The organism is Streptomyces sp. NPDC055140, from assembly GCF_053607285.1.
Genome location: NZ_JBSGTG010000006.1, coordinates 331,752 through 348,515 on the forward strand (window position 1 = coordinate 331,752; position 16,764 = coordinate 348,515).

Sequence of the window (16,764 nt, forward strand, 5' to 3'; positions counted from 1 at the left end):
GCCGGTCCTGCCGGCGTCCGGGATCCCGCCTGGCCAAAGGCGGGACCCCGGACGCCGGCACGCCACCTCCGCGGTCAGGCGAACACCGGGCTCATCGACTCGCTCGGCACCTTCGGCAGCCTGGCCGGCCGGGTCCGTACGTCGGCCACGGTCGGACCAACCCGGTCCGCCACCCGCTGGAGCAGCTCCATGTCGAAGCCGAACACCTTCCCCGCCGTGGTCCCGAGCATGGCCCGCACCTCGACCGGCGATACGTCTGCGAAGGTGTGCGAGATCGCTTCCCGCGAGTAGGGGAACGTGCCCTCGGAGTGGGGGTAGTCGACACCCCACATGATCTTGTCGACGCCGATCTCATGGCGCTGCGCCGCCTCCGAGGGCAGGAACAGGCTGGCGCCGATGAAGAAGTTGCGCTGGAAGTACTCGCTCGGCTTCAGCGACAGGGGCTCCACCGCGGGCTGCAGGAAGCGCCGGAACCCCGAGGCGTCCTTGCCGTGCGCATAGACGGTGTCCAACTGCTTCAGATGCTCCGGAATCCACCCCGCGCCGCCCTCCGTGAGGATGACCCGGAGCGTCGGGAAGCGCTCGAGCACGCCCGAGAAGATCAGGTGGGCGATTCCCCGGCGGTTGTAGAAGTGGTTCTCGACCGCGCTGATCGCGATCATGCCCGGCCCGCCCCGTTCGGCGTGCGGCAGCTGCGGCGGCACCGGCGCGTGCTTGTGCACCGGAACGTCGAGTTCGGCGCAGACCTGCCACAGCGGTTCGAGGTCGGAGACGTACAGCGGCGGAGCATCGCTCAGCGGGCTGTCCATCGGCAGCAGGATGCCGCCGGTGAGCCCCATCTCCTTGGTCTTGCGGACTTCGGCCACCGCGTCGTCGATGTCGAACAGCGACACCTGGGCGATGCCCGCTCGGCGTCCGGGGGCCTCGGCGCAGAAGTCGACGAGCCACCGGTTGTGCGCCCGCAGCCCCGCCCATCGCTGCTCGTACTCGGTCCTCGTAGCCGGGCCGGTGCTGGCGAACACCGAGCCCGGCATGAACGGTGGCGCGGTGTTAGGGAAGATGACCTCGGCCGCGACGCCGTCCTGGTCCATGTGCAGGACGCGGCGTGGCGAGTCCCAGCTCAGCGCGCTGTGCCACGAGGCCGCGCCGGTGAGGATCTCCTCGTCGCCGAAGTCGAAGTCCTCCCGCTCCAGCCGCGGGTCGACGAAGTCCCACGGGTTCGAGTACGCGTCCGCCCAGGCGTCGAAGTCGTCATGCCACTTCTTCTCCAGGTAGGGCTTGTAGTCGCGGAGGTCGGCACCGGCGTGGCTGTCCGAGGAGATGACGACGTAGTGCTCGTCGTCGCGCAGCTCGGTGCTTTCCGGGGATTCTTGGGCCATGGCAGTGAACCTCTCCGGCCCGCTCGGGGTCTCAACCGCCCCGGCGGGCCTGATTACTTGATCAATCAGGAGGTGGAACTCTGTGACGGCTCAGCGGGCCATGTGCGCCGTCAGGTCACGCAGGACCGGTGCGATGCTGAGCGCCTTGTCCGGATCGGAACTGTGCGCCGCCCCGCGGGCCCCGGACCGGGTCACCACGCGCACCTGGATGGCGGCCGCGCGGGCGGCCCCGAGCGTCTCGTACCACGACAGGTCGTCCAGTTGTCGACCCGTCAGGCTGGCGTACTCGGCGGCCAGGTCGGCCGGCCGGAACGCATCCGGGATGCCCCGGATGCCGAGAGCCTCTGCCCGCTGCTGGTAGTAGCGGTGCATCAGGCACACAAATGCCACGTCGGCTTCGGGATGTCCGAGGGCGGCACCCTCCCAGTCGAGCACGGCCGTGACGCGCCCGTTGTGGAACAGCAGATTGCCGGCCCGGCTGTCGCCCCAGTTGACGCAGGCCGGCTCGCTGCGCCGGGGCAGGTTCGACGACAGGAGTTCCAGTGCCGTCTCCAGCAAGGGGTACCGAACGCCGGAACGGCCCCACTCGTACAGCTGCCGAACGTAGTTGACCTGGCATTCCAGCGGATCGCGTCCCAGGTGGGGCCGTTCGAACTCGCGCAGATCGAACTTGTCGGCGGTGATCTGGTGCAGTTCGGCGAGGACGGCGACCAGCTGACGCTGCATGGCGGATCGATCCTCGGGCGAGGAATCGAGCACCCAGCCACTGAAGTTGTACGGGGGGTCACTCGGCCATGGGCGGCCATCGATGCGCGGCATCACCAAGAACGGTGTTCCCAGCCAGGAGCGGTCGTCCTCGTAGTGCAGGATCTCCGGCACGGGCAGACCCGTGTGCCGGCGAACGACCCGCATGATGCGCGCCTCGCGTTCGAGACTCTCGTCGGGAAAGGTCTGGTGCTGCGGGTCGGGCGAGGACATCCGGGCCACATAGCGGCCCGTCCGCTGCTCCCGGTCCTCGACCGAGAACATCAGGTTGAGGCTGGAGCCGCCCTCCTCGGGAAAGGCCGCCTGCGTAAGCCGGCTGCCGGCGGGAAAGCGCTGCGCGATCCAGCCGCTCAGCCGCCGTGTCAGCTCGTCCGCGTCCGGACGCCACGAGGTGTCCAGCAGGTTGTTCCGTCCATTGTTCTTCACGGGTGATTCGGTCATCGGCGCTCTGCCTCGGGACGTCGGGACATGACGGGTCAGGGTCGACGGCTGACATAGATGGCTGGGCGATCGGATTCGCGGACCTCGTCCCAGCCGCCCCTGATCCAGGTGCGCTGGGCCCAGCCGTAGCCGACCTCGCCGTCCCAGATCCACTTCGCCGGCCCGTCCACGGCGACGTGGCCCGCCGGTTCGGCGCCGACGGTCGCGCCTTGCGGCATGTATCCGGTCGTCGGCATGCTGCCGAGCAGTTCGCCCGTCAGGACCTGCGGACCTGCCGAGGTCTCAAAACGCGCACCGAAGTCGCGGGGTTCGCCGGTGGGGCCGATGAGCGCCGGGCCGTCGAAGTCGTGGATGTTCTCCATGGTCGTGCCGTCCCACACGTAACCGCGCGCGTAGGTCGGGCGTCCCACCACGTACACGTTGAGTCCGTGGAACGTGCGCCCGCTCGGGAAAGAGGCGTTGGCCCACGCCACCCGCCACTGGTTGCTCCGCGCCCGCGGCCCGCACGAGTGGTCCCGGTGACCGACGCCGTTGTAATCGATCGTGTGCCTGTCGAAGCGGATCGTTCCGGTGAGACGGAGGGACTGCTCCAGGTGCAGGCCGCTGCCACTGACCGCCGGGTTCTGGTCGTCGGCGTTCATCGTCGTGGTGTCGGTCTTCATGCCGCGCCCCCACGTGGGCGACGTTCCCTCGCAGACGAGGTCGACTTCCAGGCGGGTCACCGCACCGCCGCCGAGCGGGCCGCGGGCCAGGTCGGACTGCAGGACCCGCCGGGCCATGCCGTCGAAGCCGAACTGCCATGTCTCCAGCGGTTCGATCGGCTTGACGACCATCTGACCGGTCCGCCTGTCGACCGGATCGTGCCGGCTGTAGGAGCGGTCGGTGAGGATCTCCCCGTTGGGGAGGTAGACCGAGAAGATGGCCTCCCAGACCTGCGTCTCCAGCAGGACGAGGTGCCCGTAGACCGAGATGCCGGTGCCGGGATCGTGACCGGTGATGAGGACGCTCTCGCTCCACATCGGAATGTCCTCGCGCACTTCGTGCAGAGCGTCGTCCTCGGCGCTTACGCGGTGTTCGAAACGCGGCATTGCTGTGTACTCCTTAGTGAACGCTGCCCGAAAGTGATCCTGCCGGGGACCGTTGCGCCGGCTCCGGCCGTCCGCTGCGGTCTCGGGATGCCGGTGCTACCAGCCGTCGCCCGCTCTTCCCGGGCGACGGTCGTTCGCATCGCCCAGGTAGCTGGCCTCGATCGCCTCGATCCGGCCGGCGACGTCCTGGGCGCTGCCGTGCATGGTTTGTGTTCCGTGACTGATGACGTAGGCGCTGTCGGCGATGCCGAGTGCCAGCCGTACGTGCTGTTCGACAATGAGAACGCTGATCTTGAGTTCGTCGGCGACCTGGCGGGTCACGGCCAGCAGACGTTCGACGATCACGGGTGCCAGGCCCATACTCATCTCGTCGATCATCAGCAGTTGCGGATTCTGGAGCAACGCCCGGGCGATGGCGAGCATTTGCTGCTCGCCCCCGGAGAGCAGTCCGGCCTCACGCTTGGCCAGCGGCTCCAGCTCAGGGAGATAGGCGAACACCGAGTCGACGTCGCTGCGCGTCCGGCGCGCTGCGAGCCGCAGGTTCTGCAGGGTCGTGAGGCCGGCGAACAGGCAGCGGTCGTCGGGGACGTAGGCCAGGCCCCGGCGCGCGGTCAGATGAGGACGGCGTACCGAAGGCCGCTCCCCCATGACGAGGATCTTCCCCTGGATGGCCGGCAGCAGTCCGGCGATCGTCTTGAGGATGGTCGTCTTCCCGGCACCGTTCGGTCCGAGCAGGGCCACGACCTCACCGGACCGTACGGTGAGATCGACGTCGCGCACCACGGTCAGTCCACCGTGTCCGGCGTGCAGTTGCCGGACGCTGAGGACGTCGGCCGGTGCCGCCGCCGGTTCGGTTGCTGTCGTCATGAGCGCGTCACCTCCGGTTCTCCACTCGACGGCAGTTCCGCCCCGTCTTCGGTCACGCCGATGTAGGCGGTGCGTACCGCCGGGTCGCACCGGACGGCGTCCGGCGGCCCCGAGGCGAGCAGCCCACCGCGGTCGAGGACGACGACCTCGTCGCAGATGCCCATCACCAGTTCCAGGTCGTGGTCCACCAGCACCATCGATATGCCCAGGTCCAGCAACGACAACAGGCGCAGGCCGAGCTCCTGGCTCTCCGCGGAGTCGAGCCCGGCGGCGGGTTCGTCCAGCAGGAGCAGGCGCGGCCGGCCACGCAAGGAACGTGCCAGCCCGGCGAGCTTGGTCTCGCCGTTGGACAGTTCGCGCGGGTAGCAGTCGGCTTTGCCCGCCAAGCCCACCAGACGCAGCAGCTCGCCGACCGAGAACGGGCCCGCTTCACCCGCTTCGTCGTGCGCGTGCGCTGGGACGACGAGATTCTCACGGATCGTCAGGTCCTCGAACAGCTCGGTGTTCTGGAACGTGCGCCGCAGACCCATGCGCGCTCGCGCGTGGGGCGGCCGGTCCTCGACACTCTCATCACCGAAACGCACGGTCCCCGTCGACGGCACGAAGCCGCAGAGCGCGTCGATGAGCGTCGTCTTGCCGGCGCCGTTCGGCCCGATCAGCCCGATCAGTGAACCCGGCCGCACGATCAGGTCCACGCCGTCGACCGCGCGGACGCTCCCGAACGTGACACGGATGTCGCGGGCCTCCAGCAGCGGCGTTCCGTTCCCCCGGACGGAACCGCCGTCTTGACGCCGCTGTGCCACGCGGTCAGCCACGGACAGGCCGGCCGGGCCCGAGTAGCCCGTGGTCACCTGGCCGGCGGCCGACGCGAGGGCAGCGTCCGAGCCGGGAGTGCCCGCCTGCCGGCCGAGCCGCCATCTCGCCAGCAGTGCCTTGTAGTTCCGGTTGAATTCGGGGGCGACGCCGTCCGGGTTCAGTACGGCGGTCAGCACCACGCCGACGCCCGCGATCAGCGCCTGGTAGCGGTCGACCGAGGCGCTACTGGAAAACAGCGCGAACAGCGGTCCACCCGCCGAGAGAAGGCCGGCGACCACCGCGCCCGCGATGCTGCCGATACCGCCGATGTAGGCCGTCGTCACGAAGGTCACCGAGGCGAGCGGCGCGAACGAGTCGAAGGACAGGTGTCCGTAGAGGTAGCCGAAGAGCGCTCCGGCGATTCCGGCCAGGAACGAGGCGATACCGAAGGCGATGAGCTTCGTGCGGACGGTGTTGACGGCTTCGGCCGCGGCCGCCCGCTCGTTGTCGCGCACCGCCAGCATCATGAGGCCCAGGCGGCTTCTGCGTAGCCAAGCGACGCCGGCGACGCACAAGGTCAGCACAACGAGCACCGTCATGGTGTAGCGGAACGGATGGGTGATGCCGTCGAGCGAATACCCGAACATCTCCGGGGACGGCACGTGGATGCCGGAGAGGCCGCCCGTGAGTTTCGCGTCACCGAAGATCAGGGAGCTCACCGCCACCGCCGCGCCCAGCGTGACCACGGCCAGGCTGACCCCGCGCACGCGCAGGGCCGGCAGTCCGAGCAGCAGGCCGCAGACCCCCGTAGCGAGTCCCGCAAGGATGATCGGGATGGGGAAGGGGATCCCCATGTCCGCGGCGAACCGCGAACAGAACCATGCGCCGAGGCCCGCGAAGGTCATCTGGGCCAGCGAGATCTGCCCGACGTATCCGGTCAGGACGACCAGCGACAGCGCGATGACGGCCGAGATCAAGCCGACCGATATCGCTGTCTGGTAGGAGTTGCTCACCACGGACGTCACGGCCACCACGGCGACCACCACGGCGGCAAGCACGACCGGATGCGCGCGGGCCGGAGGCGCGAGAGGCGGGCGACCCAGGGTGATCGTGGCCCGGCCCGGAATCACCCTGCCCCGGACGACCATCACGGCGATGATCAGCAAGAACGGCACGGCCTGCTGCATGCCGTCGATGCTCGGCGAGGCGATGTTCCAGTAGCCGGCGATCTCCGACAGTGCGATGCCCAGCACGAGTCCGGCGATCGTGGCCGTCCAGAACGACCTGAAGCCCGCCAGGAGCGTCACGGACAGCGCCGGGATGATGAGGAGGATGGTGGTCGTGGCGTTCAGAGAGGTGATCGGGGTGACCATGATGCCCGCGAAGCCGGCGAGCATCGACCCGACGACCCAGGTGGTGAAGGCCACGGTGTTCTGGGAGTAGCCCAGGATCGCGATGCCTTCCTCGGAATCGGAGGCGGCCCGGAAGAGGGATCCCGGCGTGGTGCGGTGCGCGAACCAGCTCAGCGCAGCGGCGAGGACGAGGGCGATGGCGCAAAGGATGATCCGGTCCCGGCCGATGTCGATGCCGAACAGGTGCACCGTGCTCGTCGGCAGCAGCGACGGAACGCTCTGGGCGTCGTAGCCGAACAGCATTCCCGCTCCGGCCTGGAGGAGCAACACGATGCCCAGCGTGGCCACGAGCTTCGCCAGCAACGGTGCGCGCACGAGCGGCCGCATCACCAGCCGCTGGATGACGGCTCCCAGGACGCCGGCGGCCGGCACGGCGACAATCGCCGCGGCCACCGTGGAGAGGCCGTGGTCGGTGAGCCACACATAGAAGCACGCGGTGATCATCGCCACCGCGCTCTGCGCGAAATTGACGACGCCGCTCGCGCGGTGCACCAGGATCAGGCCTTGGGCGATGAGCGCGTAGGCCGCGCCCGCCCCGAGGCCAAGGATCGCGAAAAGAACAAATTGGTCCACTCAGGATCATCCCTTCGACGGGCTCGTGATCCGCTGGGACGACCGGGCCGGCGCATGCCGAGCCCGTCCCGCCCGAATGAGTCGATGACGCATGCGATGGTGCGGACAAACGCCGGCGACAACCCCGCGATGGGCATGCCGAGACCCGTCCCAGCACGCACACATCCGATGGAGCATCGGTCGGCCTACCGCCGGACCACGCAGCCGCGCTCCGGCGAGCCCGCCGCCTGCCGTGCCCGTGTGACCCGGCAGCAGGCTGGCGGCGTTCGCCTTGGTGGCCAGAAGCTACACCGTCGTTAATCCCTACGCCAGTAGGTAGCGAATAGATCGTGCAGATCGGGTTCCCGTCGGCAAGGACGTGGAACCGGACTGTAACAGCTAGCGAATGCATTCTTGACGACACTTCTGCATACGACTAACGATGGTTACGCCCGCTGCCGAACCCGCGCAGTCGCCGGGCTCGCACCGGCGTTCAGACCGGACGCGGCACCGCTACCGACGAACCTGCCGCACGTGATGGATCAGGTCCCGAGCCACTTGCCCTGCCGCGACCGGCAGCGCAGGGCGCCTGGGCCCAACAAAGCAAGCAGGCACCGGAACGGAAGGTACGACAGCCATGACACAGACGGATCCCACCAGCAGCGCGGATCCAACGGACACAGCCACCGCCCCTGGCCTGGCGATGGAGTTCGACCACTGGAGCTCCAAGATGGCCTACTCCCCCTACGACGTGTGGGCACGGCTGCGCAACGAGTGTCCGGTGGCCCGCACGCCCCGGCACGGCGGCTATTACGTCCTGAGCCGCTACGAAGACGTATTCGCGGCAGCGCTCGACACGGACATGTACTCCTCGGACGGAGACGGCCTGGGCGTGGCGATCCCGCCCCAGGAGCTGCGGCCGCTCTACCCCATCGACCTCGATCCACCGCACCACACCAAGTACCGACAGCTGCTCAACCCGTTCTTCAACATGCGCGCCGTCGCGAAGCTGGAGCACTGGATCCGCGAACTGGCCCGGGAACTGATCGCGGCGTTCCCCTCGTCGGGAACGTTCGACGTCTGCGCCGGGTTCACCCTGCCGCTCCCCCGCCGGGTCGGTTTCAAAATGCTGAGCTTCCCGGAGGAGTACACCGACGAGGTCTCCGAGCTGGTCGAGGCGATCATGAGTGACGTCGAGGACCGGCAGGGCGAAGCCGCACCGAAGCTGTTCCAGCGGCTGTCCGGCATCCTCGCCGAACGCAAGACGGGGCCGCGCCAGAACGACCTGCTCGACACGGTGGTGTTCGCCGAGATCGACGGCACGCCCGTCAGCGACCAGCAGAGCTTCGCCATGCTGGTGCTCCTGCTGATGGGCGGTCTGTCGACGACGAGCGCGGCACTCGCGGTGATGATCGAGTGGCTCGCCGACCACCCGGAGGACCGCAAGAGGCTCACGGAGCACCCGGAACTGCACAACCTCGCGGTGGAGGAGTTCGTCCGGTTCTCGAGCCCCGTAGCCCACATCGGCCGTACGGCGATGGCCGACGCCGAGGTACACGGCTGCCCCATCCCGAAGGGCTCGCGGGTACTGCTCGGGTTCGGCTCGGCCAACCGTGACGAGCGGGAGTTCGAGCGTGCCGACGAGGTGATCATCGACCGGCAGCCCAACCGCCACGCCGGCTTCGGGGTCGGCCCCCACCGGTGCATCGGCTCGCACCTGGCCAAGCTTCAGCTCAAGGTCGCACTCGAAGAACTGCTGGCGGCGATGCCGCCGTTCCACGTCCACGATCACGGGCAGACCCACTGGGTGGGCAGCGAGTCCCGGATGATGGACCGACTGATTTTGGGGATGGGATAACCGAATGGCTTTCAAGGTCACCATCGACTCACAGCGCTGCCAGGGCCACGGCAAGTGCATCATCGAGTGCCCTGAGGTGTTCGACTCGGACGAGCAGGGCTACGCCGTGCTCACGATGACCGAGATCCCGGACGAACTGCGCCCCAAGGTGCGCCAGCGCGTCGCGGACTGCCCGGAGGCGGCGCTCGAGATCAGCGACTGACGCCTGGTGGCGCGGGCGGCGCGCGGCCGGAACAGCCGGTCGTCGGAGACCGCGGCGGATACCGCCGCCACGTTCCGCCGCCCGCCACGAGGCACAGAACGTCCGAGCCGGTGCACGGGATCACCTCGCGCACCGGCTCAGGCCCGTCACGCGACGCTCCGAGCAGCGGTCACGGGCTGCCGGGGCCAGTGGCCCGGTAAGCAGGAAAGACGGACCCCACTCGATGTGCAGGTGCTTTTTCGGACCCGTGCACAGGGCGCGGCCAAGAGAAAGGGACGCGGAAATGGAGCTGACCGGCAGGACCATGCTGGTGACCGGAGCGGGCAGGGGGCTCGGCCGGGCCATCTCGTTGGCGGCAGCGCGCGCGGGCGCCAACGTCGTCGGCGGCAGCCGTACGACCGAGGACCTCGACAGACTCGGCGCCGAAATCGCCGCGGAGGGCGGGGTGTTCCACGGCGAGCGCCTCGACGTCACGGACCTCGCCTCGATCGAGGGATTCATCGCCGCCGCACGCGAGCGGTTCGGCCGGATCGACGGCCTGGTCAACAACACCGGCGCCGGCGTGAGCGCGCCGTCCCTCGACATAGACGCCGAACAATTCGCCTACACCTTCGACTTCAACACGCGCAGCATGTTCTTCTGTTCGCAGGCCGCAGGTCGGTCGATGCTCGAGCACGGCGGCGCGATTGTGAACATCAGCTCCAACTTCGCGGTGGCCGGTGTCGGAGTCCGCTCGGTGTACTGCGCGGCGAAGGCTGCAGTCGACAGCCTGACCCGCTCCCTGGCGGTCGAATGGGCCCCGCACGGGATCCGGGTGAACGCCGTCGCGCCGGGCACGATGAACACCCCCGGCTACCAGCGGGCACGGCGTAACGCGCCGGAGATGGTCGAGTCCGTCATCGCCGCCACGCCGTCCGGCCGCATTGCCGAGCCGGAGGAGGTCGCCGCGCTCGTGGTGTTCCTCCTGACCGACGCGTGCGCGGCCATGACCGGGCAGATCATGGCCGTCGACGGCGGCCAGTCCGTGCCGCTCGCCGCGCTCAGCGTGCCGAAGCGCCCGGTGCCGGAGCCCGCCGAGGTCTGACCTGCCCAGCAGAGATGCCGACGGCCGACCCGCGACCTGCCCGCCGCAGGCGTGGTGTCGGCCGTCGCGCGCTCTGACGACATCTTCGAAGCGGTCGGGGCCGGTCGGCGCCGGTCGGACGGCCCGACGTGGCCCTTCCACCGCCGTCAGGCCGGCCTGTCGATACGTCCGCGCTGCCGCGGCCTCCGTCCAGCCCTGCGCGGTCCGGCTCTTCTGCGCGGACGCCGCCCCGTGACCGGCGCACCACCGCGTGGTGCGGTGGGACGGTTCTCCCGTTGCTCTCGCCGGCGCATGGGACGCCCGTGCGCGTGCGTCCGCCGCCGACAGGTTCCGTCGTCACCCGCGGGCGGGACGGCCTAATCGCGGACCATGTTGACGGCCGGGTAAGGGAACTTGGCGTTCACCCCGCCGTCGACCACGAGTGTCTGGCCGGTGATGTGGCCGGCCATTCCGGAGGACAGGAACAGCAGTGCGGAGGCGATCTCCGACGGCTGAGCGATGTGCCCGAGGGGGGTGTTCTCATCGTTGGCCCGTCGGCCCTCGTCGCCGAGGATCTCCACGAAACGGGGGGTCCAGATAATGCCGGGCGCCACCGCGTTGACCCGGATACCGAGCGGTCCGAACTCGACCGCGGCGGACCGCACCAGTGACTCCAGCGCTGCCTTGGCTGCGCCGTAGGCCGCGTTGTGAGCCGATCCGCGCAGCGCTGACACCGAGGACACGAACGTGAACGACGCTCCGTCGACGCCCTTGAGCAGGTCGAGCCCGTGGCGGAGCATCAGCATCACGTGCCGCAGGCAGATGTCGAATTGCTGGTCCCACACGTCTTCGGTCATCTGCTCGAGGTCGCGCGGTACCGCCATGCCTACGATGTCGATCACACCGGTGAGCGATCCGTACAGCTCGGATGCCCGCTCGACCAACCGGATGACCTCGGAGGCACGGGTGATGTCGCCGGACCAGGCCGTCGCCGCGTCGCCGAGCTCGGCCGCGACCCGGTCCGCGCGCTCCTGCACCAGGTCCACGCACAGGACCCGCGCACCGTTGGCGACCAGAGCGTGAGCCGTCTGCCGGCCGATGCCCTGTCCCGCTCCGAGGACCAGGAACCGGCCACCGTCGACACGGTGCATCGTCGTGTAGTCGGGAACGTCGGTGCTGTCGAACTCCGTTGTCTGCGCAGTCATCGATCAGCCCAACAACTCGCCGCGGATCAGTTCGATGCGCACCTGGTCCGGATCCATGATGTACATGTACTCGCGGATCTCGCCCTGCACGTCGACGCGCATGTAGGTGTCCCACAGCACCGAGCCGCCCAGACCCTCGACCCGCTCCGCGGTCGCTTTCACATCGCTCACGTAGATCGCGGCATGCGTGAAGCCGACCGTGTTCGTCGAGCGCACCGGCTCGACGACGGGCGCGGGCGAGAAGTGGTGCACCAGCTCGATCTTCTGGGGGCCAAGGGTCAGAACCGTGACCTGCACGTCCAGGGACGGACGCTGCATCAGCCGGGCGAACTCCACCCCGGAGACCTTGCGCGAGTACGTCTCCTCGAAGCCGAACAGCTCGCAGTAGAACCGTCGCGAGCGGTCCACGTCGCTGACGCAGATGCCGACGTGGCTCAGCATCGCCGTGGCAGCCATCAGAACCCCCTGTGCTCGGTGCCGAGGACGACGACGCCCAGACGCGCGGGCTTGTCCCCGTGGTTGTGCCACTCGTGGCGCGTCCCGTTCTGAACGAGGAAGTCGCCCTGCTTGAGGACCGTTCGCGTGGTGTCGAGCACGGCCTCCACCTCGCCGTCTATGACGATCACCAGGTCCACCGAGTGCGTGTAGTGCATTGCGGAGTCATCGCCGGGTGTCCGCTGGATGGAGTTGAGGGCTTCAGGGGCACCGGCCGGGGCCGGACCTCCCTCCGGGTACACCACGCACTGGACCAACCGCACGCTGCCTGGGCCGGACGCGCCCGTGTCCAACGCCGCCAGACCGTCGTCCGGCAGGTCGGGGAGGGTCTGCGAGGCCCACAGGATGTAGGCCTGCCACCCGTCGGCGGCCAGTCCCGGCGCGGGTCCGATCTCGGTGTCCGACGCGATGATGCCTTGGTTGTCGGCATCGTGTCCGGTGACGACGAGCCGGACGTCCCGCACTCTGTTCGTGGCTGTCATGTCCTGCCTTTCCGGAGCGGTCGCGCCGCTCCGTCCTGGGGGGGAGGAGGACCCCGCCGCTGCGCAGCCGGGCCTGCCGGCAGTCGTCCGCACAGTCCTGGACGGCTGGCCGAGTCGTGGCGGACCGGCTGCATCAGGCATCGCGAAGTCCTCCTGGGTGAGCTGGAACCTTCGGGGCACCCGGGCGGGCACCGCCGGAGCCCCGAGGCGAGAAGCCGACGCGCCGACCGGTGGTCGGAACCTGTCCTGACCCTGGTGGGACGTCAGCCGGTCGAGCCGGGCACGGTGTAGTAGCCCTTACCGGCACGCTTGTAGGTGCTTCCGTCCCACTGGTACAGGTACGCGCCGGTGTGCAGTGCATGAGGGAACCCCGGCAGGTGGTTGTCGCTGTCCAGAGTCGGGCCCATGAACTGCGGGAGGTCCTTCACCTTGGCGAGCACGGCCGGCAGCCCCGCGCGAGTGATCTTGTCGCCGCCGACCTGGTTGCCGAGACGGGCGAGGGTCACGATGTTGGAGAAAGCCATGATCGAGAACGCGTTGATCGTCGTGTGCGGAGCCCACTTGGCAATGGCCGCGCGGAAGACCGCCGCGTCACGGTTGTCCGGGTCGGAGGCGTCGACCAGGTCGTTATAGAAGATCACGCCCTTGGCCTGCGAGCCGACGGCCTTGAAGAAGTCCGCCCGCTGCGACGGAAGAATCCACTGAGGCCGGTAACCCGTCTGCGTCGATGACATGATCAGCTGCTGCGCCACCTGTCCGTTCGAGGTGACGAGAACCGCCTTCGCGTGAGTCTGCGACAGCCGCGTGGCGTACTGGCTCACGTCGCTCGCGCCCGGCGGGATGGGGAGCACGGACGTCTTCGCACCGAGTTTCCGGGCCGGCTTCTGGAAGTACTCCAGACACTGCTCCTTGAACGCCGGGACGTCGACGTAGGCGCAGGCGCCGACGACGTTCTGCTCGGCGATGTAGGAGGCGGCCGCAGCGCTCGCGGTGAAGCCCGAACCCTGCCACGCATAGGAGTTGGAGGCTGCGAACTCGGGGCCGGAAATGGGCATGGTCTGGCTGGCGAGGCCGGCCTTGGCAACCACGGACACTCCGGCGTCGCCCCAGAAGGCGTCGAGCCCGTAGACCGTGACGACACCGCTGTTGACGAACTTCGCGGCACACTGAGCATCGCTCTGGGCGTTGTTCTTGCCGTTGCAGGCGACGATCTTCAGCGCACGGCCGCCGACGCCACCGTGGGAGTTCACGTACCGCGCGGCCGCCTCGGCACCGTCCAGGATTTCCGGGGCCACGCCGATCGGGTTGTCGTCGGTGTAGAGGATTCCCACCTCCACCGGATTGTCTGACGGTACGTCCTTGGTGCCGGGGGCGAGTGCGCTTGGGTCTGCCGTGGCGCCGGCGCCGACTCCGGCGGCGTCGGTGGCCTTGCCGGCGGTGCTGGAACAGCCTGCCGTCGCGAGGAGAGCTGTAACCGCGATGACAGCGGCGACGGCCAGAGATGGCTGGTTGGTGGAGCGTCTCAGACGGGCTTCGGATCGCATCTGCAACTCCTTGGCTTGTGAACAGTGATCTATCTCGGATCACGTGCCGAGCAGGGTTGTGCTAGGGAGCGAAACCTGTGGTGCGCCTGGGAGTTCAAGGGCGGCGCCCGTGTCCCTGTGCGGCAAGAATCAGTTCAGGCTGGCGCGTGGAGCGTCTTCCCCGGGCACGCGAGACCGCTTTGAGGGCGCGCCCGGGGTGGCCGTTGTGGCCGTGTCGGCTGGGATCGCCACGCCGGGAAGGTGAGGCGGTCGACGGTCAGCCGATGTTCGCGCCACCAAGCGGCTTGTGGACGTCGCCGCGCGGGAACAGGTCCGCGGTCGGCGGCACCAGGACCTCCTCGGCGCTCGGCCCGACCCGCTCGGCAATCGGCGCGAGCTTGTCCACGTCGAACCCGAAGACCTTGGCCGCGTTCTCACCGAGGATCTTGCGCGCCTCGTCGACGGGCACCTCGTTCGCACCGAGGGTGGCCTGCAGGTAGTTCTGCGTTCCCCCGTTCCAGGTGCCCTCGTGGTGCGGGTAGTCGACCCCCACCATCATCTTGTCGACGCCGATCCGGTCACGAACCGCGACTTCGGCACGGGTCAGCAGGGACGAGCCAAGGTGGCACTGCCGGGCGAAGTACTCCGACGGCTTGCGCTTGACCACCTGGCGGATGTCACGTCGCAGGTAACTGCCTTCGTAGGAGTAGTCCATGCCGGCCAGCTTGGAAGGAACCCAGCCCGAGCCCTGCTCGGTGAGTACAAGCTGAAGCCTGGGGTGCCGCTCCAGTACGCCGCCCCAGATCATGTGGTCCAGGATCTGGCGGCAGAAGAACTCGACCTGGGCTACGAACAACGGCCCCATGCAGACCGGGTGAGGCGGCGGCGACGCAGGGGCGATCCAGCGGGTGGATGTCGAAGAGATCGCGACGTGGCTGTTCACCAGCATCCCGAGTTCCTCGCACGTGTGCCAGATCGGGTCGAAGGCGCCGGCGTAGAGAGGCAGCTGCTCGTCGAAGTGGGGCAACATGACGCCCTTGAAGCCGTGTTCCTTGGCCCACTGGATGTCCCGCACCGCCCGGTCGACATCGGTGAAGCTGATCGACGCCATCGCCGCGAAGCGGTCGGGTGCGTGACTGACAAAGTCGGCGAGCCACCGGTTGTAGGCGTCATTGCCCGCCACGACGTGCGCTTCGTCTCGTTGCGGCTCGCCCAACTGTGCCGCGAGTAGGGGCGAGTACATCTCGAAGGGGAGCCCGAAGTCGGGGAACAGGACCTCCCCCGTCACGCCTTCACGGTCGAGTTCCTGCTCGCGTCGCGCCGGATCGAAGTTGCCCTCCAGGCGACCGGCGTCGATGACCGTTTCTCGCCACTCTTCAACCAGGTACGGGTCCAGGCGCTGGGAGAGCGCGCGCTCCTCGAAGGTGTGCGATCCCCGCTGCTCGTAGGCCTTGCAGAACTCGCGGAACTCCGCGCGAAAGGCCGGGTCGAGGTAGTCGGTGTAGTCCTCCATCCGCGCGGTGGCGTGCCCATCGGAGGAAATCACCATGAGCTTCTTTTGCACGATCTCCAGAACCTCTCACGCTAGAACCAACGCATAAATGAATACAATCATGCGTGCAAACTCAGCCTAGTGATCGTCGCGCTCCAGTCAATAGATCGGACCGTTACTCCTCCAGTAGTGACCTTTCGTCGGTGGGTTGAGCCGTCGGACGATGCTCGGATCCGGCGCTCCACGCGAGAAGGCGGCGCAGGCCAGGCGGACCCACCCGGTGACGGCGAGAGTTGCCCGGCGAGTGCGGCTCAGGCGGCTGCCGGGCACGCCGCTGAAGGCCCTGTCGCCCTCTACGCAACGACGCAGACACATGGCCGCAATCCGGGCCGGCTGTCGCTCCGCCTTCCACCACCACCCAAGCTGGCGGGGGCCCTACCCGGCGGGACAGCCGCACACCGAGGGGCACAAGCGCCGTGTCGCACGGCCACCGAGGACCGCGCTCCATGGGCCGGGCGTCACCGCACTACGGCCGCACGGCGACCTCGACGGCCATGGTGAGCTTCTCGACGAATTCCTCACGATTCGCGACGCGATGCTTCCACCCCTCGGCGGCAGCGAACAGCACTTCGGCGATCTGACGCGGCGCGACATCGCCGAGCGACCGGTCCGCGACGGCGATGGCCTCGGTGAGCACCTCGAGGAAGGCGGCCCGGTACTCGTCGTACATGATGTGCAGCTGCGCCGGCCCCCGCTCCAACAGGTCGTCGACGCCCTCGCTGAGATGCGTACCGACGTACCGCCCCAGATTGGCGTCGAGCGCCGCCACCAGACGCCCACCGAGTTCCACGCCGGGCGAGGCCAGCGCGGCACGAACGTCACGCAGGGCCTCGTCCAGCGCCTGCCGCATGGTCGCGCGGAACAGCTCCTCCTTGCTGGAGAAGAGGAAGTACAGGCCGGGGCGTGAGATGTCCGCCGCCTGAGCCACCGCGTCCATGGACGTCTTTCGGTAGCCGAACGTGGCGAAGACGGTCAGTGCGGCCGCAAGAACCTGCTCGCGCCGCTGGGAGTCGCCACGGGTTGTCATCATCATGTGCCCACTCTACCTAGTGGACTTACTGTACAGTGTTTGATGAACTTGTTTA

At 68.4% G+C, this 16,764-nt stretch carries 14 protein-coding genes; 3 read left to right on the top strand and 11 right to left on the bottom strand.

Going from position 1 to position 16,764, the window contains the following annotated elements; translation table 11 throughout:
* Positions 1-74: 74 nt before the first annotated feature.
* The 5 genes from ACWFR4_RS15285 to ACWFR4_RS15305 all read right to left on the bottom strand — a co-directional run bounded on the left by ACWFR4_RS15285 (position 75) and on the right by ACWFR4_RS15305 (position 7,320).
* Positions 75-1,379: an amidohydrolase family protein gene (locus ACWFR4_RS15285; protein ID WP_382709213.1), complete on the bottom strand. Its 1,305-nt coding sequence runs from the start codon at positions 1,377-1,379 to the stop codon at positions 75-77.
* Positions 1,380-1,469: 90 nt separating this feature from the next.
* Entirely contained in the window at positions 1,470-2,585 is a 1,116-nt protein-coding gene (locus tag ACWFR4_RS15290) for a phosphotransferase family protein (RefSeq protein WP_453468251.1), read from the bottom strand.
* Between the two features lie 35 nt (positions 2,586-2,620).
* Complete coding sequence (locus ACWFR4_RS15295) at positions 2,621-3,673, bottom strand: DUF7064 domain-containing protein (RefSeq protein WP_382709209.1); 1,053 nt, start codon at positions 3,671-3,673, stop codon at positions 2,621-2,623.
* 96 nt (positions 3,674-3,769) lie between these two features.
* Entirely contained in the window at positions 3,770-4,540 is a 771-nt protein-coding gene (locus ACWFR4_RS15300; RefSeq protein ID WP_382709207.1) for an ABC transporter ATP-binding protein, read from the bottom strand.
* On the bottom strand, positions 4,537-7,320 hold the full coding sequence (locus ACWFR4_RS15305; protein ID WP_453652802.1) for an ABC transporter permease subunit: 2,784 nt from the start codon (positions 7,318-7,320) through the stop codon (positions 4,537-4,539). The genes ACWFR4_RS15300 and ACWFR4_RS15305 overlap by 4 nt, the downstream gene beginning before the upstream one ends.
* A 616-nt stretch (positions 7,321-7,936) precedes the next feature.
* Here ACWFR4_RS15305 and ACWFR4_RS15310 point away from each other — a divergent pair.
* The 3 genes from ACWFR4_RS15310 (at position 7,937) to ACWFR4_RS15320 (ending at position 10,443) form a co-directional block, all read left to right on the top strand.
* Positions 7,937-9,157: a cytochrome P450 gene (locus ACWFR4_RS15310; protein ID WP_453652804.1), complete on the top strand. Its 1,221-nt coding sequence runs from the start codon at positions 7,937-7,939 to the stop codon at positions 9,155-9,157.
* A 4-nt stretch (positions 9,158-9,161) separates the two neighbouring features.
* Positions 9,162-9,359 (top strand): ferredoxin, encoded by a 198-nt coding sequence (locus ACWFR4_RS15315; RefSeq protein WP_453468248.1) that lies wholly within the window; start codon positions 9,162-9,164, stop codon positions 9,357-9,359.
* Between the two features lie 283 nt (positions 9,360-9,642).
* Positions 9,643-10,443, top strand: coding sequence for an SDR family NAD(P)-dependent oxidoreductase (locus ACWFR4_RS15320; RefSeq protein ID WP_453652806.1), 801 nt, complete (start codon positions 9,643-9,645; stop codon positions 10,441-10,443).
* Between the two features lie 356 nt (positions 10,444-10,799).
* Here ACWFR4_RS15320 and ACWFR4_RS15325 read toward each other — a convergent pair whose 3' ends face one another.
* The 6 genes from ACWFR4_RS15325 to ACWFR4_RS15350 form a co-directional block, all read right to left on the bottom strand.
* Positions 10,800-11,627: an SDR family NAD(P)-dependent oxidoreductase gene (locus ACWFR4_RS15325; protein WP_453652808.1), complete on the bottom strand. Its 828-nt coding sequence runs from the start codon at positions 11,625-11,627 to the stop codon at positions 10,800-10,802.
* A gap of 3 nt (positions 11,628-11,630) precedes the next feature.
* Positions 11,631-12,083, bottom strand: a complete 453-nt coding sequence (locus ACWFR4_RS15330; protein ID WP_382709196.1) for a VOC family protein — start codon at positions 12,081-12,083, stop codon at positions 11,631-11,633.
* A complete protein-coding gene (locus ACWFR4_RS15335) occupies positions 12,083-12,604 on the bottom strand; it encodes a cupin domain-containing protein (RefSeq protein WP_453652810.1) in 522 nt (173 codons plus the stop codon). The genes ACWFR4_RS15330 and ACWFR4_RS15335 overlap by 1 nt, the downstream gene beginning before the upstream one ends.
* A 263-nt stretch (positions 12,605-12,867) precedes the next feature.
* A complete protein-coding gene (locus ACWFR4_RS15340; protein ID WP_453652812.1) occupies positions 12,868-14,148 on the bottom strand; it encodes an ABC transporter substrate-binding protein in 1,281 nt (426 codons plus the stop codon).
* A gap of 256 nt (positions 14,149-14,404) precedes the next feature.
* Complete coding sequence (locus ACWFR4_RS15345; RefSeq protein WP_453468482.1) at positions 14,405-15,676, bottom strand: amidohydrolase family protein; 1,272 nt, start codon at positions 15,674-15,676, stop codon at positions 14,405-14,407.
* A 469-nt stretch (positions 15,677-16,145) separates the two neighbouring features.
* Entirely contained in the window at positions 16,146-16,712 is a 567-nt protein-coding gene (locus ACWFR4_RS15350; protein ID WP_453468481.1) for a TetR/AcrR family transcriptional regulator, read from the bottom strand.
* Positions 16,713-16,764: the final 52 nt, after the last annotated feature.